Source organism: Plantactinospora sp. BC1 (assembly GCF_003030345.1).
Classification (GTDB): domain Bacteria; phylum Actinomycetota; class Actinomycetes; order Mycobacteriales; family Micromonosporaceae; genus Plantactinospora.
In genome coordinates this window covers 886,200-908,687 of sequence record NZ_CP028158.1, presented here as the reverse complement: position 1 = coordinate 908,687, position 22,488 = coordinate 886,200, and the positions used below count along the sequence as shown (strand labels likewise).

The 22,488-nt window shown below is 72.9% G+C and carries 17 protein-coding genes and 1 riboswitch; of the genes, 7 read left to right on the top strand and 10 right to left on the bottom strand.

Features of this window, described 5'->3' with window-relative positions; genetic code table 11:
- Nucleotides 1-94 precede the first annotated feature (94 nt).
- Genes C6361_RS03815 through C6361_RS03805 form a run of 3 tightly spaced genes read left to right on the top strand, consistent with a single transcriptional unit; the run spans nucleotide 95 to nucleotide 2,454 of the window.
- A complete protein-coding gene (locus tag C6361_RS03815) occupies nucleotides 95-544 on the top strand; it encodes a group 1 truncated hemoglobin (protein WP_107266769.1) in 450 nt (149 codons plus the stop codon).
- 3 nt (nucleotides 545-547) lie between these two features.
- Entirely contained in the window at nucleotides 548-1,726 is a 1,179-nt protein-coding gene (locus C6361_RS03810; protein WP_107266768.1) for a globin domain-containing protein, read from the top strand.
- Nucleotides 1,723-2,454, top strand: coding sequence for a DivIVA domain-containing protein (locus tag C6361_RS03805; RefSeq protein ID WP_234359306.1), 732 nt, complete (start codon nucleotides 1,723-1,725; stop codon nucleotides 2,452-2,454). Before C6361_RS03810 ends, C6361_RS03805 begins: the two co-directional genes overlap by 4 nt.
- Nucleotides 2,455-2,584: 130 nt before the next feature.
- Here the strand turns inward: C6361_RS03805 and C6361_RS03800 are convergent, their stop codons facing one another.
- Nucleotides 2,585-3,538 carry a TetR/AcrR family transcriptional regulator C-terminal domain-containing protein gene (locus C6361_RS03800; protein WP_234359305.1) on the bottom strand — a complete coding sequence of 318 codons (954 nt, stop codon included), beginning with the start codon at nucleotides 3,536-3,538 and terminating at the stop codon, nucleotides 2,585-2,587.
- A 234-nt stretch (nucleotides 3,539-3,772) separates the two neighbouring features.
- Here C6361_RS03800 and C6361_RS03795 point away from each other — a divergent pair, with 234 nt between their 5' ends.
- A complete protein-coding gene (locus C6361_RS03795) occupies nucleotides 3,773-5,011 on the top strand; it encodes an FAD-dependent monooxygenase (protein ID WP_107266766.1) in 1,239 nt (412 codons plus the stop codon).
- Between the two features lie 175 nt (nucleotides 5,012-5,186).
- Here C6361_RS03795 and mgrA read toward each other — a convergent pair whose 3' ends face one another.
- Complete coding sequence (gene mgrA / locus C6361_RS03790) at nucleotides 5,187-6,182, bottom strand: L-glyceraldehyde 3-phosphate reductase (RefSeq protein WP_107266765.1); 996 nt, start codon at nucleotides 6,180-6,182, stop codon at nucleotides 5,187-5,189.
- Between the two features lie 337 nt (nucleotides 6,183-6,519).
- On the opposite strand from mgrA, the gene C6361_RS03785 reads away from it, so the two are divergent.
- Nucleotides 6,520-7,155: a carbonic anhydrase gene (locus C6361_RS03785; protein ID WP_107255815.1), complete on the top strand. Its 636-nt coding sequence runs from the start codon at nucleotides 6,520-6,522 to the stop codon at nucleotides 7,153-7,155.
- A gap of 43 nt (nucleotides 7,156-7,198) precedes the next feature.
- Here the strand turns inward: C6361_RS03785 and C6361_RS03780 are convergent, their stop codons facing one another.
- From C6361_RS03780 to C6361_RS03760, 5 genes are read right to left on the bottom strand one after another with little or no spacing between them, the layout of a single operon-like run.
- Nucleotides 7,199-8,209: an ABC transporter ATP-binding protein gene (locus C6361_RS03780; protein ID WP_107266764.1), complete on the bottom strand. Its 1,011-nt coding sequence runs from the start codon at nucleotides 8,207-8,209 to the stop codon at nucleotides 7,199-7,201.
- On the bottom strand, nucleotides 8,206-9,423 hold the full coding sequence (locus C6361_RS03775; RefSeq protein WP_369931248.1) for an ABC transporter ATP-binding protein: 1,218 nt from the start codon (nucleotides 9,421-9,423) through the stop codon (nucleotides 8,206-8,208). The genes C6361_RS03780 and C6361_RS03775 overlap by 4 nt, the downstream gene beginning before the upstream one ends.
- The gene (locus tag C6361_RS03770) at nucleotides 9,420-10,343 is read right to left on the bottom strand and encodes an ABC transporter permease (protein WP_107255813.1); all 924 of its coding nucleotides are present in this window, start codon (nucleotides 10,341-10,343) and stop codon (nucleotides 9,420-9,422) included. Before C6361_RS03770 ends, C6361_RS03775 begins: the two co-directional genes overlap by 4 nt.
- Nucleotides 10,343-11,326: an ABC transporter permease gene (locus C6361_RS03765; RefSeq protein ID WP_107255812.1), complete on the bottom strand. Its 984-nt coding sequence runs from the start codon at nucleotides 11,324-11,326 to the stop codon at nucleotides 10,343-10,345. Before C6361_RS03765 ends, C6361_RS03770 begins: the two co-directional genes overlap by 1 nt.
- A gap of 9 nt (nucleotides 11,327-11,335) precedes the next feature.
- Complete coding sequence (locus C6361_RS03760) at nucleotides 11,336-13,009, bottom strand: ABC transporter substrate-binding protein (protein ID WP_159079158.1); 1,674 nt, start codon at nucleotides 13,007-13,009, stop codon at nucleotides 11,336-11,338.
- Between the two features lie 326 nt (nucleotides 13,010-13,335).
- Nucleotides 13,336-13,432: riboswitch (glycine riboswitch) on the top strand.
- A gap of 80 nt (nucleotides 13,433-13,512) precedes the next feature.
- Here C6361_RS03760 and gcvP point away from each other — a divergent pair.
- The gene (gene gcvP / locus C6361_RS03755; protein ID WP_107266762.1) at nucleotides 13,513-16,374 is read left to right on the top strand and encodes an aminomethyl-transferring glycine dehydrogenase; all 2,862 of its coding nucleotides are present in this window, start codon (nucleotides 13,513-13,515) and stop codon (nucleotides 16,372-16,374) included.
- Between the two features lie 56 nt (nucleotides 16,375-16,430).
- Here the strand turns inward: gcvP and C6361_RS03750 are convergent, their stop codons facing one another.
- Nucleotides 16,431-16,631 carry a DUF5999 family protein gene (locus C6361_RS03750; protein ID WP_101365960.1) on the bottom strand — a complete coding sequence of 67 codons (201 nt, stop codon included), beginning with the start codon at nucleotides 16,629-16,631 and terminating at the stop codon, nucleotides 16,431-16,433.
- A gap of 123 nt (nucleotides 16,632-16,754) precedes the next feature.
- Between C6361_RS03750 and C6361_RS03745 the strand changes: the two genes are divergently transcribed.
- On the top strand, nucleotides 16,755-18,005 hold the full coding sequence (locus C6361_RS03745; RefSeq protein ID WP_107266761.1) for a chorismate-binding protein: 1,251 nt from the start codon (nucleotides 16,755-16,757) through the stop codon (nucleotides 18,003-18,005).
- Between the two features lie 228 nt (nucleotides 18,006-18,233).
- Here C6361_RS03745 and C6361_RS03740 read toward each other — a convergent pair whose 3' ends face one another.
- A complete protein-coding gene (locus tag C6361_RS03740; protein ID WP_107266760.1) occupies nucleotides 18,234-19,481 on the bottom strand; it encodes an SWIM zinc finger family protein in 1,248 nt (415 codons plus the stop codon).
- 61 nt (nucleotides 19,482-19,542) lie between these two features.
- Nucleotides 19,543-22,455 carry a DEAD/DEAH box helicase gene (locus C6361_RS03735; protein ID WP_234359304.1) on the bottom strand — a complete coding sequence of 971 codons (2,913 nt, stop codon included), beginning with the start codon at nucleotides 22,453-22,455 and terminating at the stop codon, nucleotides 19,543-19,545.
- Nucleotides 22,456-22,488: the final 33 nt, after the last annotated feature.

Below are 22,488 nucleotides of genomic sequence, written 5' to 3'. Positions count from 1 at the left end.
AGTGTCACCCGTCGGCCATCCGCCCGCCGGGTCGGCACTGTCGGTGCTACGCCCCCACTCGCCGCGCGATCCCCGTCGCGCCGGAAGGAAGACCGTGACGGATCCACAAGACAGCGCCGTACCATCCCCCGCGGACGGCGCCCCGACCAACGGTAACGGTTCGGCTGCCCGCCCCTCGCACTACGAGCGGATCGGCGGGGCGGAGTCGGTCAAGGCGGCCGTGCGGCTGTTCTACGACCGGGTGCTCGCCGACCCGGAACTGGTCGGCTACTTCACCTCGGTGAACATGGAGGAGCAGCGGCGGCACATGGTGCTGATGCTGACCGTGGTGCTCGGCGGGCCGAACAACTACGCCGGCCGGGACCTGGCCGAGGCGCACCAGCCGCTGAACATTCCGGAGGAGCACTACGCCCGGGTCGGTGCGCACCTGGTCGACACCCTGACCGGTCTCGGTGTGCCGGACGACATCCTGGACGACGTACGGGCGACGCTGGGTTCGGTGCGCGACCAGGTGGTGTCGAGCGGCACCTCCGCGGGCGTCTGACCCGTGGACATCGCTCGTCTCAAGCAGAGTTGGCACCTGGTCGCCGGGCACGGCGACCAGGTGCCGCTCTACTTCTATTCGACCCTGTTCCTCGCCCATCCCGACGTCCGGCAGATGTTCCCGACGAACATGGCCGGGCAGCGGGACCGGCTGGTCACCGCGCTCGGTCACGTCGTGTCGAATGTGGACCAGGTGGACCAGCTCGTCGGTTTCCTGCACTCTCTCGGCGCCGACCACCGCAAGTTCGCGGTCCGGCCGGAGCACTATCCGGCGGTCGGTGAGGCGCTGCTGGCCACGCTGGCGCATTTCCTCGGCGAGCACTGGACCGAGGATCTGGCCCAGGACTGGACGGCGGCGTACGGGCTGGTCTCGAAGGTGATGATCGACGGTGCGACGGCGGCGGAGAATGTCAGCCCGCCGTGGTGGGTCGGTGAGGTCGTCGCGCACGAGCCGCGGACGTTCGACATCGCGGTGTTGACGCTGCGGCCGCAGTATCTGCTGCCGTTCGAGGCGGGTCAGTCGATCGGGGTGTCGAGTCCGGCGACCCGGGCGTGGCGCTACTACTCGCCGGGGAACGCGCCGCGCAGCGACGGCACGATCGAGTTGCACGTGCGGGCGGCGCCGGGTGGGGCGGTGAGTTCCCGGCTGGTGTATGCGACCAGCGTCGGTGACCAGGTGCATCTGGCGGCGCCGGTGGGGGAGCGGCTGACGTTGCGCCAGGCGTCCGGCGGTGGTGACCTGCTGCTGCTGGCCAACGGTACCGGTTGGGCGCCGTTGAAGGCGCTGGTGGAGCAGGTGGCGGCGACCGGCGGGGGCCGGCGCGTCGACGCCTACGTCGGTGCCCGGTCCCGTACCGAGTTCTACGACGTCGACGCGACCGAGAAGCTGGTGGCGTCGTGCCCATGGTTGCGGGTGACGTACGTGGTCAATGCCGACCCGTCCCGGCCCGGAGAGTTCGTCCAGGTGGTGGACCGCGCCCTCGCCGACGGCGACTGGCGCAACCGGCACGTCTTCGTCTGCGGGTCCGATCCGATGGTGTCGGGTGCGGTCAACGCTTTGGCGCAGGCGGGTTACCACGCCGGGCAACTGCACTACGAGGCGTTGGGCGGGCAGTGGTATTCGCCCGGGCGGCGGATCGGTGACGTGCAGGAGCAGCGGCCGGCAGACGGAGGTACGCAGTGAGCGCCAGCCCGATCAGCGAGTACGACCGCGCCACGGCGGTGTCGGGTCCCAGTCCCCGGGTGCGGATCACCGCGGACCGGGTCCGGCGGTGGGAGTTCAGCACGTCGTCGTTCACCCGGCGCGGTTTCGACGAGCGGGACGTCGACCGGTTCCGGCATCAGGTGGCCGACGAGTTGGACCTGTTGGCGACCCAGGTGGCGGATCTGCGGGCGGAGAACCAGCGGCTGCACGACCATGTGGAGCTGCACCGGCACGGGGTGTTGCCGAGTGCCGACAACCGGCCGCAGTTGCCGGGGGCGAAGGAGGTCAACCTGCTCTCGGCGGCGCAGCGGGAGGCCGAGCAGATCATCGCCCAGGCGCACGACTACGCCCGCCGGGTCGCCGAGTACGCCCGGGTGCAGTACGAGAACTATCTGCGGGCGGCGGCCGAGGATGCCCGGAACGAGGCGGAGCGGGCGGTGCAGGAGTACCGGGCGTCGGCCGGGTCGAGTTTCGACGACACGGTCGCGACCCGGGAGGCGCTGCGGATCTTCGGCGAGATGATGATTTCGCACATGCAGGCGGCGGCCCGGCATCTCGACGACGGCAGTGAGCATCTGGCCCGGACCATGGACCGGATCGTCCGGGAGGCGGGTGCGGGGATCGGCGCCACGACGCCGCCGGGTGTCGTCCGGCCGGCTCTGTCGCCGCGTCCGGAGCAGCAGCAACAGCCGCCACGGCAGATGTGAGGGTGTCGGGCCGGGCCCAGTCCGTCGGTGTGGCCGGGTTGGGCTGGGCCTGGATCTCCGTGCCGGTACCGCCGCTCCGACGGCTGGCACCCGTCCGAGGGCTGGCACCCGCTGGAGGGGTACGGTCCGTTCACGGGCCGCCGTCGTCCGACAGGTGCCGCGCCAGCCCGTCCAGCAGGCGGGCCAACCCGAACTCGAAGAGCCTGTCCAGGTCGAAGTCGAAGTCGTTGCGCAGGGCCATCCGCAGCAGCGGCGAGCCGGCGGCGGCGAGTTCCGCCAGCCGTGCCTGCTGGGAATCCATCCACTCGTCGTTGGTGAGGCCGGTGTCGCGCTGCGCCTCGGTTTCCGGTTCGATCGCCGCCGCCAGCCCCCGGCCGAAGCTGAAGAGCGTGAGATGCACGTACAGCTGGGTTTCCGAGTCGAGGCCGAGTCCGTCGAGGGCGTGCAGTACCCCGTCGGTGAGTGCGAGGGTGTTCGGAGTGAGCTGGGGTCGGGTGATCGACATCGCCGGGGCCAGCCACGGGTGGCGGCGCAGGGTGCGCCACTCCAGTCGGGCGATCCGCGCCAGGTCGGTCCGCCAGCCCTCGCGGCTCGGCGGCGGGACCTCCTCCTCGCCCAACACCGTGTCGATCATGTGCAGCAGCAGCTCGTCCTTGCCCGCCACGTACCGGTAGAGCGACATCGTCGCGACGTCGAGTTCGGTGGCGACCCGGCGCATGGAGAGTTCGGCGAGGCCGTCCGCGTCGGCGACGGCGATCGCGACGCCGACGATGCGTTCCCGGCTCAGCTCGCCCTCGCCTCGTGGTCGTGCCGGGCCACGGGGCCGTCGGGCGCGTTCGTCCGCCGGGACCCGCGCGGGCTTCGGGGCGCTGGCCACGACGGTACCGATGCCGGGGCGCGCCTCGGTCAGTCCCAGTTGTCGTAGCGCGGCGTGCACCTTCGTGGCGGTGGCGATGGCGACACCCCACTCCTGGCTGATCTGGCGGGCGGAGGGCACCTGGTCGCCGGGGCGTAGCTCGGCGGCGGCGATGCGGCGTCGGATCTCGTCGACGATGCGCAGGTAGGGCGCCTCCGGTCGGCTCACCCGGTCACCCCGGTCACGTCGCACTGCCGGCCGGGCGTACTAGTACGCCGGTGTCGGGTATTTCACTGCCGGGGCGCGGCTGCCGGCCGACGCGCAGCTGAGCCACACCGGCAGGCGTACTAGTACGGTTGAGTCTGACAAGCCCCTGGCCAGCCCGAATATTGCCCGGTTCCGAGCCGGTGACATAGCGTGTACGCGCCATGATGTACAGCGTACACGAACGGGGAATCGCCGATGACCAGCAGAACCGTCCTCATCTCCGGCGCCAGCATCGCCGGGCCGGCACTGGCGTACTGGCTGCGCCGGCACGGCTTCGAGCCGACCGTCGTGGAGGTCGCCCCGGGCCCGCGCCCGGGCGGTCAGGCAGTCGACCTGCGCGGCGCCGGCCGCGAGGTGGTCGAGCGGATGGGGCTGATGCCCCGGGTACGCGAGGCCCGGGTCGACGAGCGCGGGGTCGCCAACGTCGACGCAAACGGCCGCTGGATGGCCCGGATGCCCGCCGACCTCTTCGGCGGCGAGGGCATCGTGGCCGAGATCGAGATCATGCGGGGCGATCTGACCCGGATTCTCCACGACGCCACCACGGGCGAGGTCGAATACCTCTTCGCCGACCGGATCACCGAACTCGACCAGGGCGCCTCGGGGGTACGGGTCCGCTTCGCCAGCGGCACGACCCGGACGTTCGACCTGGTGGTCGGCGCGGACGGGGTGCACTCGGGGGTACGGCGGCTCGCCTTCGGACCCGAGCGGGAGTACGTGCAGCCGCTCGGCGGGTACACCGCCTACTTCACCGTGCCGGATCCGGGTGACCTGAACGGCTGGTTCCTCATGTACAACTCGCCAGGCGGGCGGGTCGCGGGGATCCGCCCCGAGCGGGGCGGCACCGCCAAGGCGATGCTGAGCTTCACCTCGCCGCCGCTGGAGTACGACCGGCGCGACGTGGACCGGCAGCGTCGCCTGCTCACCGACGCCTTCGCCGGGGTGGGTTGGCGGGTGCCGGCGCTGCTGGACGCCCTGCCGGACGCGCCGGACTTCTTCTTCGACAGCATCTGCCAGGTGCACGTGCCGAACTGGTCGCGGGGACGGGTGACGCTGCTCGGTGACGCCGGGTACTGCGGCTCGCCGCTGAGCGGCATGGGCACCAGTATGGCGCTGGTCGGGGCGTACGTGCTCGCCGGCGAGCTGGCCGGCGCCGGCGGCGACCACGAGCCGGCGTTCGCGCGCTACCAGCAGGTCATGCGCGACTACGTGCGCCAGTGCCAGGAGCTGCCGCCCGGTGGAATCGGCGGATTCGCACCCCGGACCCGGTCCATGATCTGGTTGCGGAACCAGTCGATGCGGATGATGGGGCATTGGCCGATGCGCCACATCCTCGCCCGGCAGTTCCAGAAGGCGGACGCCATCACGCTGGCCGACTACGCCACCGCCTCGGCCCCCCGGCCCAGCGGCGCCCCGCACCGGCGGCTCGGGTAGCCGCCCGCCGGGACGTGCCGGGCCGGGAGGAGCGGTGTCACGCTTCGCCGTCGTCCCGGCCCGGTCGCCGTGTCCCGGCCGGCCAGGTCGCCGTGTCCCGGTCCGGCTTCCGTCGTCCCGGTCCGGCTTCCGTCGTCCCGGTCCGGCTTCCGTCGTCGCGGTCCGAGCCGTGCGGTCAGTCGACGGTCAGGTGGCCGCCGATCTCGGCGAGTTCGCTGTCGGTGAGGGTCAGGTTCTCCAGCGCGGCCACGTTCGTCTCAAGCTGCGCGACGCTGCTCGCCCCGATGATCAGGCTGGTCATCCGGGAGTCCCGCAGTGCCCAGGCGAGCGCGAGCTGGGCCAGGGACTGGTCGCGCCCCTGCGCGATGGCGTGCAGCGCCCGTACGGTCGCCATGGTCGTCTCGTCGAGGTCGCTCTCGTTGAGGAAGACGCTGGTGCGGATCCGTGAGTCGGCCGGGATGCCGTCCAGGTAACGGTCGGTCAGCACGCCCTGGGCGAGCGGGCTGTAGGCGATGCAGCCGGCGCCGGCCTCTTCGAGGGTGTCGAGCAGCCGGTCCGCCTCGATCCACCGGTTGAGCATCGAGTACGACGGCTGCGAGATCAGCAGCGGCGTACCGAGTCGTTGCAGGATCGCGGCGGCCTGCCGGGTCTGCTCCGAGGTGTAGTTCGACAGTCCGACGTAGAGGGCCTTGCCGGCCCGGACGACCGCGTCCAGCGCCGCCATCGTCTCTTCCAGCGGAGTGTCCGGGTCGGGCCGGTGGTGGTAGAAGATGTCGACGTAGTCGAGGCCCATCCGGCGCAGCGACTGGTCCAGCGACGAGACCAGATACTTGCGGGAACCCCACTCGCCGTACGGGCCGGGCCACATGTAGTAGCCGGCCTTGGTGGAGATGACCAGCTCGTCGCGGTACGGGGCGAGGTCGGCGGCGAGGGTACGACCGAAGTTCTCCTCGGCGGAGCCGGCCGGCGGGCCGTAGTTGTTGGCCAGGTCGAAGTGGGTGACTCCGAGATCGAACGCCCGGCGGCAGATCTCCCGCTGCTGCTGCCACGGCCGTTCGTCGCCGAAGTTGTGCCAGAGGCCGAGCGAGATGGCGGGCAGTCGCAGGCCGCTGCGGCCGGCCCTGCGGTAGGTCATCGAGTCGTAGCGGTCGTCCGCGGCAAGGTAGGTCACCCTCGCCACCCTATTGAACCTGGTTCGGCCCGGGCCGCCCGGAGGGTCGGGTCCGCCGCTCCGCCGCCGCCGCGTCGGACCTCGGGAGGAGGGTCGCTGCGGGGTTCGTCGATCCGGTCCGGCCGCGTGGCGGCCGGCCGGCGCGGGCGGCGGGCCGTAGCCTGTTCGGGTGCGGGTTTCCCGGTCGGACGCCGGCCGGTGTTCCGTCGATCACGGTCGGCCCGGGTCCGGGCTGCCGGAGCGGACGTTCCGTGATATCTGATCGGTACGCATCAGGTCGCCGAAGGCGTCGACCTCGCCTCACCACCGGAAGGTGGTGACGTCGAAAGGGAATGTCATGGCATACCTGGACCATCGGCCGGCCACTCCCACCGAGGCGCTCGACGAGCTGCTCGCCGGCAACGAGCGGTTCGTCGCCGGTACCCGGATCCACCCGCACCAGGACGCCGAGCACCGGGCGGTGGTCGCGGCGGCGCAGCGGCCGTTCGCGGTGGTCTTCGGCTGCTCCGACTCCCGACTCGCCGCCGAGATCATCTTCGATCGGGGCCTCGGTGACCTCTTCGTGGTCCGCACCGCCGGGCACATCGTCGGCCCGGAGGTGACCGCCAGCATCGAGTACGGCGTGGTGGTGCTCGGGGCGCCGCTGGTCGTCGTCCTCGGCCACGACACCTGCGGGGCGATCCAGGCCACCCGGGCGGCCCTGGACGGTGCCCGGCTACCCGGCCGGGACCTGGGCGCCATCGTCGAGCGGGTCACCCCGAGCATCGAGGCCGCCCAGGCGCGGCAGGTCAGCGACGACGCCGGAATCGCCGCGATACACACCCGGCACACCATCGAGACGATCACCGGGCCGGGTACCGAACTCGCCGACGCGGTCGCCGCCGGCCGGTGCGACGTCGTCGGGATGTTCTACAAGCTGGCCGACGGCCGGGTGTCGCTGACGGTGCCGGGCGCGGCCCCGACCGCCGGCTAGGGCCGACCCGTCGGCGGGCCGTGTCCGGGGCCCTGACCGGCGGCTACGGCTGCCCGGCCGACCCGTCGGCGGGGCGGGGCCGGCCGTTGTCGGGCCGGTGCAGCCAGCACCGGGCCAGGTGAGCGGCGCCGACCGGGAACTCCGGCACCTCGGTGCGGCAGACCTCCATCGCCGCCGGGCAGCGGTCCCGGAACAGGCAGCCGCCGCTGTCGGTCGCCGTCTGCTGCCCGCCGCGCAGTGCCCGCATCCCGCCCGGCGCGGCGGTACGCGGGCGGCCCGGGTCCGGCGCCGCCGACGCCAGCAGTTGGGTGTACGGGTGCGCGGGGCGCAGGATCACCTCGTCGCTCGGGCCGGACTCGACCACCTGACCCCGGTACAACACCATGATCGAGGAGGCGAAGTAGCGGGCGGTGGCGAGGTCGTGGGTGACGTACAGCACGGCCAGTTCCTCCTCCCGCTTGAGCCGGTCGATCAGGTTGAGGATCTCCAGCCGGATCGACACGTCGAGCATCGACACCGGCTCGTCGGCGAGCAGGATCCGGGGCCGGGGTGCCAGGGCCCGGGCGATCGCGACCCGCTGCCGCTGCCCGCCGGAGAGTTCGTGCGGAAGCCGGCGGGCGACCTGGTCGGCGGGGGTGAGGTTGACCCGGGTCAGCAGGTCGTGCACGGCCGCCCGGACGTCGTCGGCGGAGCGGGCGACCCCGTGCAGCCGCAGCGGCCGCCGCAGGTGGTATTCGACGGTGTGTGCCGGGTTCAGTGACCCGAACGGGTCCTGGAACACCATCTGCACGTCCCGGCGGTAGCGGCGGACCGCCCGGTGACCGGCCGCCACCGGGGTGCCGTCGAGGCGGATCTCGCCGGCGGTCGGCGGGGTGAGCCGGACCAGCATCCGGGCGATCGTCGACTTGCCGCTGCCGCTCTCGCCGACCAGCGCCACCGTCTGCCCGGAGCGCAGTTCGAAGGAGACGTCGTCGACGGCCCGCAGGGTGCGGCGGCGCCGCCCGTCCCGCAGCGGGAAGTGTTTGCTCAGGTGGCTGACCGTCAGCGTGGTCATCGGTCACCACCTCCGGCGGCACCGTTCCCGGCCGGCGGCGGATCGACGCCCGGCCCGGTCGGCGGCGGCGGCGGCGGGTCGGTGTGGCGTGGCTGTGCCGGTCCGGGGGCCGGTGTCGGGTCGGGCGGTCCGGGGGCCGGCGGCGGGTCGGCGGGATGGAACCGGCCGGCCCGCAGCCCGGCCGGTGGTCCGTCGGGGCGCAACGCCGGGTCGTGGTGCAGGCAGGCGGCCCGGGTACTGCCGGCGGTCAGCAGCGGCGGGTCGATCCGGTGGCAGGCGTCGAAGGCGTACGGGCAGCGGGCGGTGAACGCGCAGCCGGTGATCGGTCGGGACAGGTCCGGCGGGCTGCCCGGGATACCGTGCAGCACGGTCCGCTCCCCGCGCAGGCTGGGAAAGGAGCGCAGCAGTCCGACCGTGTATGGGTGGCCCGGCGCGGCGTGCAGGTCGGCGGCGCGGCCGTACTCGACGATCCGGCCGCCGTACATCACGGCGAGCCGGTCGCTGATCTCCAGCAGCAGGGAGAGGTCGTGGGTGATGAAGACGACCGCGAAGCCGAACCGGGCCCGGAGCCGGTCGATCTCGGTCAGGATGTCGCGCTGCACCACCACGTCGAGCGCGGTGGTCGGCTCGTCCATCACCACCACGTCGGGGCGCAGCGCCATCGCCATCGCGATCAGTACCCGCTGGCGCATCCCGCCGGAGAGTTCGTGCGGGTACGCCGAGAGCCGTTCCGGGCCGATCCCGACCAGGTCGAGCAGTTCCCGGCAGCGTTGTTCCCGCTCGGCGCGGCGTAGTTCGGGGCGGTGCGCGGTGAAGACGTCGGCGAGCTGGCGGCGTACCGACAGCACCGGGTTGAGGGCGTTCATCGCCCCCTGGAACACCATCGCGACCCGGTTCCAGCGGAACCGGCGCAGCGCCTCCCCGTGCAGTGTCGACAGGTCGACCGGCGGGCCGTCGGTGGGGTGGAAGAAGACCTCGCCGGAGGTGACCCGGCCGGGCGGCTTGAGTAGCCGGGTGATGGCGTAGGCGAGGGTGGACTTGCCGCAGCCGCTTTCGCCGGCGATGCCGAGCACCTCGCCGCGACCCAGGTCGAAGCTGACGTCGCGGACCGCCCGGACCGGGTCGGCGCCGTCGTAGACGACGCTGAGGTCGCGGACCGACAGCACCACGTCGGTGCCGGTGACCGCCGGTGGGGGTGTGGTGTCGAGGGTCATGCCGGTCCGGTCCGTCGGGGGCGGCGGGGGACCCGCAGCCTCGGGTTGATCAGCTCGTCGAGGCTGAAGTTGATCAGTGCGAGTCCGGCGCCGACCAGCGCGATGCAGAGCCCGGGCGGGACGAACCACCACCAGGCGCCCTGGGAAAGCGCCTGCGAGTTCTGCGCGAAGTAGAGCATCGTGCCCCAGGAGCCGGCGCCGCCGAGGCCGAGGAAGGCGAGCGCGGCCTCGGTGAGGATGCCGCCGATGACGGCGAAGACGAACTGGGCGGCGATCAGTGGCAGCAGGTTCGGCAGGATCTCGAAGGTGACGATCCGCCAGCCGGGTTCGCCGCTGACCCGGGCGGCGTCGACGTAGTCGCGGGAGCGCAGCGACAGGGTCTGTGCCCGCAGTACCCGGGCGGAGCCGGCCCAGGCGGTGAACGAGACGATCAACGCGATCGCCAGGGCGCCCCGGGTCTGCACGTAGTCGGTGATCAGGACGACCAGCGGCAGGCCGGGCAGCACCAGGAAGACGTTGCTGACCAGCGAGAGGCTTTCGTCGGTGTGTCCGCCGGCGTAGCCGCCGAGGACGCCGACCAGCACCGACACGACGGTGGCGAGCAGCCCGACGACCAGGCCGACCAGCATCGAGCCCCGGGTGGCGGCGACGAGTTGCCGGAACACGTCCTGGCCGGTGGTGGTGGTGCCGAGCAGGTGTTCGGCCGACGGGGCGAGCAGCCGGTCGTCGCTGACCTGGTTCGGGTCGTCGACCAGCAGCGGGCCGAGCACGGCGACCAGGGCGAAGAAGCCGACGATGGCCAGTCCGGCGGCGAGCTTGCGGGAGCGCAGCAGGCCGCGCCAGCGGGGCCGGCGGGTCGGCACCACGACGCCGGGTACGACCTCGCCGGTCACGTCGCGCTGGGTCTCGATGGTCGCCATCAGCCGGCCTGCCGGGTACGGGGGTCGATCACCGCGTAGAGCAGGTCGACGACGAAGTTGGCGCCGAGCACCGCCAGCGAGATGACCAGGAAGATGCCCTGCAGCAGCGGGTAGTCGGCGTTGGCGACGGCGGCGACCAGGGTCATCCCGACGCCGGGATAGGAGAAGACGATCTCGGTGGCGATGGAGCCGCTGACCACGAAGCCGAGGGTGATGGCGAACCCGGCGACGCTGGGCAGTACGGCGTTGCGCGCCGCGTACTGGATCATGATGCGGCGCGGGCGGAGCCCCTTGGCCTCGGCGGTCAGCACGTAGTCCTCGGCCATCGTCGAGACCATCATGTTGCGCATCCCGAGCAGCCAGCCGGCGACCGAGGCGAGCACGATCGAGGCGGCCGGCAGCACGGCGTGGTAGATCGCGCTGCGCAGGAACGGCCAGTTGAAGCCGATGGTGGTCTCGTAGCTGTAGCCGCTGTTCAGCGGAAACCAGCCGAGGATCCCGCCGAGCAGGTAGAGCAGCACCAGGGCGAGCCAGAAGTACGGGATGGCGGCCAGGAAGGTGGTGGTCGGCACCAGCGCGTCCAGCCAGGTGCCGCGCCGCCAGCCGGCGAGCATGCCGAGGGTGATCCCGAGCAGCACGCTGAGTACGGTGGCGACGCCGACCATCACCACCGTCCACGGCAGGCTCTGGCTGAGCACCTTCGACACCGGGGTCGGGTAGTAGCTGACCGAGAGCCCGAACTCGCCACGCAGCAGGTTGCCGAGATAGCCGAGGTACTGCTGCCACAGCGGGTCGTCGGTGACCCCGAACTGCAACTCCAGGGCGCGGCGGGCGTCCGGCGACATCGGGGTCATGTTCTGGGTCTTGGCCAGTACGGCGTCGACCGGATTGCCCTTGATCAGCCGGGGGATGAGGAAGTTGAGGGTCACCGCCGCCCAGACCGCGACCAGGTAGAACAGCGCCTTGCGCCGCAGGTAGCGCATCGGGGCGGCTCAGCCGGCCGGGGTGAGGTTCTTGGCCACGATCCCCATGTCCGGCCCGTTGTACGGGGTGGTCAGCGCGTAGTGGTTCTCCTCGGTGGGGAAGTTGCCGAGGTTCTCGGTGCGGTACTCGATCAGCGAGGCGGACTGCTGGAGCGGGATGTACGGCAGCTCCTCGACGATCACATCCTGGATCTTGAAGAGTTGTTCCCTGATCGCGTCGCGCTGGTCCGGCGGGGTGTTCTCCATCGCCAGCAGTGCCGCGTCGACGGCGGCGTTGCGGAAGCGGCCGTAGTTGGAGCCGGCCTGCTGACCCAGCGGCGCGGTCCGCTTGCTGGAGAACGCCCGGCTGTACCAGGAGTACGCGGTGCCCTCGCTGTAGAGGTTCGTGATGATCATCTCGAAGTCGCCGGTCTGCTGGTCGGTGGAGAAGGCGGTGAAGGAGACCTCCTGGGTCTTCATCTCGATCCCGACCGACTTCAGCGACTGGGTCATGATCTGGAGCGCGGAGATGTAGTCGTTGTAGCCCTGCACGACCTTGACCGTGAAGGAGAGCCGCCGGCCGGCCTTGGCGTAGATCCCGTCGGCGCCCTTGGCCCAGCCGTCGGCCTGGAGGGTCTGCTCGGCCCGGGCCGGGTCGAACTCCAGCTTCCGGTCCTTGTGTTCCGGCTTGATGTAGTCGTCCCAGAGCGGCCGGGGCAGCTGGGCCGGGCTGGCCTCCTTGCCGTAGCCGGAGAAGGCCAGCCGGATGATCTGGTCGCGGTCCAGGGCCAGGCTGATCGCCTTACGGACGGCGGCGCTGTCGAACGGCGCCCGGTCCAGGTTCGGGATCAGGTTGGTCAGGTAGAGCTGCGACTCGTTGATGTACTTGTTGTGCTTCGGGTCCTTGCTGACGTACTGCTTCTCGATGTCGGCGATGAACGATCCGGCCCAGTCGAGCTGCCCGGCGGCGAGCGCCGCGATCGCGCTGTCGGCGCTGGCGAACTGCTGGAACCGCATCCCCTTGATCTTCGGCTTGCCGGTCTCCCAGTAGTTGGGGTTGCGCTCGAAGACGTAGTTCTGCTGGCTGAACGAGGCGAGCATGAACGCCCCGGTGCCGACCGGCTTCTCGTTGGTGAAGGCGGACGGGTCGGCGATGGTCGACCAGATGTGCTTCGGCACGATCCAGGTCCGGCCGGCGATCAGGTTGAGCCGGGTGTAGACGCCCTGGCTGAACGTGACCGAGACGTGCGTGGGGTCGGTGGCGACCGCCTCGACGATCGGCAGGCCGTTCTGGTTGAGCTTCGGGTTGTCCCGGATCAGGTTGAAGGTGAAGGCGACGTCCTCGGCCGAGAAGGGCTTCCCGTCGGTCCACTTCACCCCCTCCCGGATGGTCAGGTTCAGCCGCCGCCCGTCGTCGGCGAACTCGTAGCCGGTGGCGAGCTGCGGCTGCACGTCGTCGGCCCGGGCGGCGTTGAAATAGAGCAGCGACTCGTAGAGCACGCTCATCGTGCCGGCGACGCTGTTCTGGGAGAACGGGTTGAAGTTCGGTACGAACCCGGCGTTCGTCCCCGAGAGGACGTTGATGATCTTGCCCTCGGCGTCGGCGGACGAGTCACCGTCGTCACCGCAGCCGGCGGTCACACCGACGGCCAGCGTCGCCGTGGCCAGCGTGGCGAGCAGCCGGCGGGCGAGGGTACGGCGCATCGTTGCCTCCCGGTTCGGGGATTTCGCCACGGGTCGCCACCAGGGGTCCCGGGCAGGTGAGATCGATGACAACACCGAACCGGTTCACAGTCAATAGACGGAAAGCGATTTCCGCCCCCGCCACCCACCGGGCCCGGCACGTACGACGCGACCGGGAAGCGGGGCCGGGACGGGCCGGTCCGGTGGCACTTAACCGGTTCTGCCCTCCCTGCCGGACGGGACGGGCGGCACCGGCTACGCCCCGGCGGCCGGCGTCGATCGTGATCAACGGGGCGCGGTCGAAACCAGCCGGAAATCCGGTCACTGGTACCGTTGCCAACGCCGACAACACTCGCGAGCGAGAGACCGCCCGGCAGCGTGGGGCGGCGCCGAAGGGGCAAATCCTCCCCGGAACCTCTCAGGCAAAAGGAGCCCGCGGGCAGGCGACTGTGGAGCGCCCGCGACGTCGCGGAGCGTGACAGAGGGGGAGGTTGCAGCGTCGACCTCGCCCGGGAGCGTCCCCCATGACCACAGCACAGCAGCCCACCCGCGACGGCGGAGCCTTCGCCGACCGGCACATCGGCCCCGACGCCGACGCGATGCGCCGGATGCTGGAGACCGTCGGCTACCACTCCGTCGACGACCTGATGGACGCCGCGATCCCCGAGGTGATCCGCTGGACCGGCGACCTCGACCTGCCGCCGGCCGCCACCGAGGAGGAGGTCGCCGCCGAGCTGCGCGCGCTCGCCGCCCGGAACACCGTCGCCGTCTCCATGATCGGACTCGGCTACTCCGGTACCCACACCCCGGCGGTGATCCGCCGCAACGTGCTGGAGAACCCGGCCTGGTACACCGCGTACACGCCGTACCAGCCGGAGATCAGCCAGGGACGGCTGGAGGCGCTGCTGAACTTCCAGACCATGGTCACCGACCTGACCGGGCTGGCCACCGCGAACGCCTCCATGCTCGACGAGGGCACCGCCGCCGCCGAGGCGATGACACTCGCCCGCCGCGCCGGCAAGAACAAGAGCAACGTGTACGTCGTCGACGCCGACACCCTGCCGCAGACCCTCGCCGTACTCGCCACCCGGGCCGAACCGCTCGGCATCGAGGTACGCGTACTCGACCTTTCCGCCGAGCCGCTGCCGGCGGAGTTCTTCGGCCTGCACCTCCAGTACCCGGGCGCCTCCGGCGCGGTCCGCGACCACAGCGGGCTGGTCGAGGCCGCGCACGCCGCCGGGGCACTGGTCACCGTCGCCGCCGACCTGCTCGCGCTGACCCTGCTCCGCCCGCCCGGCGAGATCGGCGCCGACATCGCCGCCGGCACCACCCAGCGGTTCGGCGTACCGATGGGCTTCGGTGGCCCGCACGCCGGCTACCTGGCGGTCCGGGGCGGCCTGGAGCGGATGCTGCCCGGCCGGCTGGTCGGAGTCTCCCGGGACGCGGCCGGTGACCGCGCCTACCGGCTGGCGCTACAGACCCGGGAACAGCACATCCGCCGGGAGAAGGCGACCAGCAACATCTGCACCGCCCAGGTGCTGCTCGCCGTGATGGCCAGCATGTACGCCGTCTACCACGGCCCGGCCGGGCTGCGGGCGATCGCCGAACGGACCCACCACCGGGCCGCCACCCTCGCCGCCGGGCTGCGCACCCTCGACGGCGTCGAGATCGTGCACGAGACGTTCTTCGACACCGTGCTCGCCCGGTTCCCCGGCCGGGCCGCCGAGGTGGTCGCCGAGGCCGCACGGCGCGGCGTCAACCTGCGACCGGTCGACGCCGACCACGTCGGGATCGCCTGCGACGAGACCACCACCGAGGCACACCTGACGACCGTCTGGGACGCCTTCGGCGCCGTCGCCGGGCAGCCGGTGACCCCGGCCACCGGGCAGCCGCCGGCCGCGCTGCCGGCCGACCTCGCCCGCGACAGCGACTACCTGACCCACCCGGTCTTCCGGTCACACCACTCCGAGACCGCGATGCTGCGCTACCTGCGCCGGCTCGCCGACCTCGACTACGCCCTGGACCGGGGCATGATCCCGCTCGGCTCCTGCACGATGAAGCTGAACGCCACCACCGAGATGGAACCGGTGAGCTGGCCCGAGTTCGCCAACGTCCACCCGTTCGCCCCGGAGGAGCAGACCGCCGGCTACCGCGACCTGGTCGGCACCCTGGAGGGCTGGCTCGCCGAGGTGACCGGCTACGACGCGGTCAGCGTGCAGCCGAACGCCGGCTCGCAGGGCGAACTCGCCGGCCTGCTGGCGATCCGCGCCTACCACCGCGACCGGGGCGAGGGACACCGGGACGTCTGCCTGATCCCGTCCTCGGCACACGGCACCAACGCGGCCAGCGCGGTGATGGCCGGGATGCGGGTGGTGGTGGTCGGCTGCGACCCCGACGGCGACATCGACCTGGCCGACCTCGACCGCAAGATCGAGGCGCACCGGGACACCCTCGCCGCGATCATGGTCACCTACCCGTCCACCCACGGTGTCTACGAGGCCGGCATCGCCGCGCTCTGCGCCAGGGTGCACGACGCCGGCGGCCAGGTCTACGTCGACGGCGCCAACCTCAACGCCCTGCTCGGATACGCCAAGCCGGGCCGGTTCGGCGCCGACGTGTCACACCTGAACCTGCACAAGACGTTCTGCATCCCGCACGGCGGCGGCGGCCCCGGAGTCGGCCCGGTGGCGGTACGGGCACACCTGGCGCCGTACCTGCCCGGCGACCCGCGCGACACCGAGGGCCGGCCCGCGGTCTCGGCCGCCCGGTACGGCTCGGCCGGGATCCTGCCGATCCCGTGGGCGTACCTGCGGATGATGGGGCCGGACGGGCTGCGCCGGGCCACCGGGGTGGCGGTACTCGCCGCCAACTACGTCGCCGCCCGGCTGCGCGGCCACTACCCGGTGCTCTACGCCGGCAACAAGGGCCTGGTCGCGCACGAGTGCATCCTCGACCTGCGGCCGCTGACCAAGGCGACCGGGGTCAGCGTCGACGACGTGGCGAAGCGGCTGATCGACTACGGTTTCCACGCCCCGACGATGTCGTTCCCGGTCGCCGGCACCCTGATGGTGGAACCGACCGAGAGCGAGGACCTCGCCGAACTCGACCGGTTCTGCGAGGCGATGATCGCCATCCGGGCCGAGATCGACAAGGTCGGGGCGGGGGAGTGGCCGAAGGGGGACAACCCGCTCGCCAACGCGCCGCACACCGCGGCGATGGTGACCGGCGACGAGTGGCCGCACCCGTACCCCCGGTCGGTGGCCGGCTATCCCGGCGGGGTCGACCGGCAGGCGAAGTACTGGCCGTCGGTACGCCGCATCGACGGCGCCTACGGAGACCGGAACCTGGTCTGCGCCTGCCCGCCGCCCGAGGCGTTCGAGAACTGAGAACACGAGTGACCGGCCGGCACACCAGGCGCCGGCCGGTCACTGTAAGTGATGAATCAGCCGACCAGGGCGTGCCGGGCCGGACCGCGGTGCGGCGCTATGGTGCTGCCGTCGGGCAGCAGCTCGCCGGTGTCCTCGAAGAGGATGACGCCATTGCAGAGCAGGCTCCACCCCTGCTCACGGAAGCAGGCGAGGACTCGGGCCGCTTCCCGGTCGGTTGCTTCAGCGGAGGGGCAGGTCGGTTCGTGCTGGCACATCGGGTTCTCCGGACTATGGGGGCGCTGTGGCATGGTTCACATGACCAGTGACGGACGGTACCCCTTCACGCCCTGTGATGACGAGCGGGTATCCGTCTCTGACCGAGGAAATCCTCTTTTCGGATGAGGCAGATCCAGCCGTACGTCGTGGAAGCGCTCCCATTCGCGCCACCGGGAGCGCCGGCGAGCTGCGTACCCCGGCTCGTCGAACACGACCGGCTTCAATGCCCGGCCGACGGCCCGGACGACCCCGCCACGCTGCTGGAGGAGTTCCTCGCCGGGCACGGCCTCCCGGTCCACGACCTGACCCGGCCCGGCGTCCACCCGCCGGACGGCCCGGCCGGCACGGTCTGCGGCGCCGCCGTCTTCGTCTCCGCCGCCGCCGGAGCCCGGATGGTCGGCGCCGCCGCCGGCCCGGCCAGCCCGGCACCCGCCGTCCCCGACCTGGTCGCGGTGGTCTACCGGCACGGCACCGCCCCGGCGGCCGGCCGAACCCGGCGGCATCCGGTCCACGACCACCGGATTCGCTTCGACGGCGTGCACCGGGAAGCCGACGCCCCCTGGGAACTCGGCCCGTGGACCGAGAGCTGGACGCCGCAGCGGCACGCCGACGCGGTCCGGCAGGCCCGGGACGCCATCGCGGCCGGCGAGATCTACCAGGTCAACGTCGTCGGCCACGGCTCCGCCCGGTACGCCGGAGACCCGCTGCCGGCACTGGCTCGGCTGGCCCGGCTCCCCGGCGCCCGGTACGGCGGCGTGCTCACCGGCCCCGGCTGGGCGATCGGCTGCGCCTCCCCGGAAACCCTGGTCGAGGTGACCGACGGCCGGGTCTACACCCGGCCGATCAAGGGCACCCGGCCGGCGACCGGCCCCGGCAGGCGAGAACTGCTCGAATCCGCCAAGGAACGCGCCGAACACGTGATGATCGTGGACCTGGAGCGCAACGACCTGGCCCGGATCGCCCGCACCGGCACCGTCCGGGTCGACGAGCTGTACGCCATCCGCCGCTGGTCGAACCTGTGGCAGGCCGAGTCGACCGTCTCGGCCACCCTCGCCGACGGGCGAGGGCTGGCCGACCTGCTCCGCGCGGTCTGCCCCGGCGGGTCGGTCACCGGCGCGCCCAAGCTCGCCGCCCTGGCCCAGATCGCCGCCCTGGAACCGGTCGGCCGGGGTGCCAGCATGGGCGGGCTCGGCTGGATCGGCCCGGACCGGATCGACCTGGGGCTGACCATCCGGACGGTGGCGGTCGACGCCGAGCGGGTGCACGTCTGGGCCGGTGGCGGCATCACCTGGGGCAGCGACCCGGCCGCCGAGGTCGCCGAGGCGGCCGCCAAGTCCGGCCCGGTCCGGGCCATCCTGGCCGGCCCCCGCTGACCGGACGTCGTCGCGCCGCATCCGCTCAGGGTTATCGGCAGGCCGCATCCGCTCACCGCCGCCGGCCTGCCGCATTCCGCTGACCGGGCGTCGTCGCGCCGCATTCCGCTCGCCGCCGCCGGCAGGCCGCGCTCCGAGCCGGCCGCGTTCCGGAGCCGGCCGCGTTGCAGAACCGGCCGCGCCCCCAGCCGGCGCGGTCGGGCCGGGTGCGGGCGAGCGGCGGGCCGGTCAGTCGCCGAGCAGGTCGGCGAGGGCGTCCGCCGGGTCGTCCCGGGGTATCCCGGCCGGCCACCAGTCGCCGCCGGTCAACTCCCGGTACGGGTACCAGCGGCCGTCGCGGCCGTACCGCAGCTGGGCCCGGTGACCCGGAAACGTCCACCGGTTGCGCCACACCTGCGGCTCCGGCGGGTCGTCACCGGTCCAGCCGGCGGTCAGGTCGGCCCGGGCCCGGGCCAGCCGTACCGGCGGCGGCGTCCACGCCTCGTCCAGCACCGAAAGGCCGGTCTGTCCGCCGTACTCCCAGGCCCGTACCGCCCGGCCGAACTCCCGGGCGGTACGCCCGGCCGCCTGCCGCAGCCGGGCCAGCACCGGACCACTCGCCCCGACCGCGAGCCGGACCGCGTCCACCCGCTCCGGCAGCACGGTCGGCGGGCCGTGGTCGCCCGAAGCGGCGTCGAGCAGCGCGGCGGCCCGTACGGCGGCGTTCTCGACCAGCCCGTGCAGCACCTCCGCGGCGATCCCGGGCGCGTCCGGCAGTACCGGCCCGGACACCCCGGGCTCCGGCGCCGGCGGCGGGTCCGGCAGCGGCGGGTCCGGTCGGGCGTACGCCAGCGCGGCCGGCACCCCGACACCCGGCGCCCGGCCGGCCGGCTGCTCGACCGGGGCGGCCGCCGTCGCCCGCTGCCCCCGGCGCCGCAGCTCGGCCAGCACCTCCCGGGACCCCCGGCCCCGGATCAGCAACAGCAGGAACGGGTCGGCGTCGAGCAGCCAGGCCACCTGGTAGCAGAGCGCGGCGGCGTGCCGGCACGCCGCCGCGACCCACTCCGGGCAGTCGCACTCCGGTTGCAGGTCGCCGAGCCCCGGCAGCAGGGCGACCCCGACATCGTCGGCCGACGACGCCAGGTCACGCGGCATCTCCCCGTCCAGCAGCGCGGCGATGTGCCCGGCCTTCGCCGCCACCTGGTCCAGGAACCGGGACCACTGCGCGTCGGTCATCGGCTCCACGAAGACCCGGGTCCGGTACGGCACGTCGCGCACCCCGTCGTGCACCTCGGCCGCGATCCGGCCCGGGCTGACCGTGATCGACCCGACGTGCCCGGCCGTCGCCGACCGCCGCCCCCGGCGCAGCAGCGTCTCGTCCAGCGAGGTCTCCTCCAGGGCCCGGATCCAGGCGTCGCCCCACCAGGAACGGCTGCTGCGGGCCCGCCGCCCCGGCGGAAACGCCGGAAAGCCCCGGACCCGGTCGTCGCCGCTCATCCGCCCCCACCTTCCACGGCCGGCCCGGAGCCGGCGCTCCGGGACCGGTCGACGATCGCGCTCATGCCGGCCTGCGCAACTCGACCAGGGACGCCAGCTCGGCGTCGGAGAGTTCGGTCAACGCGGCCTCGCCACCGGTCAGCACCGCGTCGGCGAGGTCCCGCTTGACGGCGAGCAGGGCGGCGATCCGATCCTCGACCGTCCCCTCGGTGACCAGCCGGTGCACCTGCACCGGACGGGTCTGCCCGATCCGGTACGCCCGGTCGGTGGCCTGCTCCTCGACGGCCGGGTTCCACCACCGGTCGTAGTGCACCACATGGTCGGCCCGGGTCAGGTTCAGCCCCGTCCCGGCCGCCCGCAGCGACAGCAGGAAGACCGGCACCTCACCGGCCTGGAACCGGCGTACCTGCTCGTCGCGGCGGGTCACCGGGGTACCGCCGTGCAGCAGCTCGGTCGGTACGCCCCGGTCGCCGAGGTGCCGCTCGATCAGCCGGGCCATCGCGACGTACTGGGTGAAGACCAGCACCGCGCCGCCTTCGGCGAGGATCGTGTCGACCAGTTCGTCGAGCAGCTCCAGCTTGCCGGAGCGGCCGGCCAGCCGGGGCCGCGCCTCCCGCAGGTAGTGCGCCGGATGGTTGCAGACCTGCTTCAGCGAGGTCAGCAGCTCCAGCACCAGGCCACGGCGGGCCATCCCGCTGCTGTCCCGGATCCGGGCCAGCGTCTCCCGGACCACCGCCTCGTAGAGCCCGGCCTGCTCGCCGGTCAACCCCACCGAATGGTCGGTCTCGGTCTTCGGCGGCAACTCCGGGGCGATCCCCGGGTCCGACTTGCGGCGGCGCAGCAGGAACGGTGCGATCAGCCGGGCCAGCCGGCCCGCCGCCGCCGGATCCCGACCGGACTCGATCGGCGCCGCCCACCGGGCCCGGAACCGGGGCAGCGGGCCGAGCAGGCCGGGAGTCGTCCAGTCCAGGATCGCCCAGAGTTCGGTCAGGTTGTTCTCCACCGGGGTGCCGGTGAGGGCGACCCGGGCGGCGGCCGGAATCCGGCGCAGTGCCCGGGCGGTACCGGAGGCGCGGTTCTTCACGTGCTGCGCCTCGTCGGCGACGACCAGCCCCCACCGCACCTCGGCGAGCCGGTCGGCGTCGAGCCGCATCGTCCCGTACGTGGTGAGCAGGAACCCGCCGTCCAGCGCGTCGAGGCTGCGTCGCCCGCCGTGGAATCGGCGTACCGGGGTGCCGGGGGCGAACCGGGCGATCTCGCGTTCCCAGTTGCCGAGCAGCGAGGCCGGACAGACCACCAGGGTCGGGCCGGCGGTCGCCGGATCCGCCTGCCGGTGCAGGTGCAGCGCGATCAGCGTGACCGTCTTGCCGAGCCCCATGTCGTCGGCGAGGCAGCCGCCCAGCCCCAGCTCCGTCATCCAGGCCAGCCAGCGGAGTCCGCGTAGCTGGTAGTCCCGCAGGGTGGCGGTCAGCCCGGCCGGCACCCCGACCCGCTCCGGATCACCGGCCTGCTCCGGGTCGGCGATCCGCCGCCGCAGCCCGTCCAGCCAGCCGGTGGTGTCGACCTCGACGGGCCGACCGTCGACCTCCACCGTCCCGGTCAGCGCCGCGCCGAGCGCCTCGATTGCGCCGACCGGCGGCAGTCCCGGCTTGCGGGCCCGGGCGGCCAGTTCCGGGTCGACGAGTACCCACTGGTCGCGCAGCCGCACCACCGGCCGGTGCGCCTCGGCGAGCAGGTCCAGTTCGGCGGCGGTCAGCGGTCGCCCGCCGAGGGCGAGCTGCCAGTCGACCCGGAGCAGCCCGTCGCCGCCGAAGAAGGTGGCCAGGTCCGACGGGGGTGCCTCGGCGGCGCCGAGTACCGCCCGGGAGGTGAGCCCGGCGGTCAGTTCGCGGGGCCAGTGCACCGCCACCCCGACCGTGCCGAGCCGGCCGGCGGCGTCGGCGACCAGCTCGCTGACCTCCTCGTCGGTCAGCAGGAGCGCGTCCGGGACGGCGGCGTCGAGCAGGTGCCGCAGCGGCGGCCAGACCCCGGCGGCGCGGCGGATCGCCAGCGTGGTGTCGAGCCGGGCCCGGGGCCCGAACCCGGCGACGTCGCCGTGCCACAGCGCGGCGGCGTCGACCACCAGCGCCGGGTCGACGAGACTGTGCACCTGCGCCACCGCCCGCAGCCCGGGCCGGGTCAGGTCGCCGTCGACCGGCTCCAGCCGGATCGAGACCCGCACGCCGGAGTCGAGACCGGCGCGGACCTCCTCGGCCCAGCCGCGCAGCCGGGGTAGCGACTGTGGCGCCGTCGCGGCGAACGCGTCGGTGCCGGCGGCGTGCCGGGCGGCGGGGGACCGGGGCAGGGTGTCGGCGACCGCGTCGAGGAAACCGCGCAGCAGGCCGGCCGCGTCCGGCAGCACCGGGCCGGCCCCCGCCTCGCCCGCCGCCGCCCGGCCGGCCGTCATCCGGTCCGCGGTGATCTCGTCCGCGGTCATCCCGACTGCCGTCATCTCGTCCGCGGTGATGTCGTCTGCGGTCATCCCGTCTGCGGTCGTCTTGTCCGCCGGGAGTGGCTTCGCCGGGAAGGGGTTGGCCCGGGCCCGGGTCGGCATCGCGGCGGCGAGTTCCCGGATCCGGCCCGCGTCGGCCGCGTCCAGCGCCCCGACCGTCCAGGCGTCGAAGCCGGCGGGGGAGACCGTCGGCAGGATCCGCCGCCGGGCGACCAGGTGCAGCGCCAGCAGCGCCGCCGCCGACCAGTAGGCCAGCGCCGGGTCGACCGGCCGGTCCGACGCCAAATCGGCCAGCAGCAGCGGTAGAGCGTCGCCGACCGGCAGCCGGCGGGCCGGCACCACCCGGGTCCGCACCCCGGCCCCGTCCGGCAGCACGACCGTCAACTCTCCGCCGCGACCCGGCCCGTCGACCGGCAGTTCACCGCCGTCGGGTCGCCAGAACGCGAGTACACCGGCGCGGGGCGGGTCGGCCGGCTCGAACACCACCGCACAGGGTGCCGTCCACCGCTCGTCCGG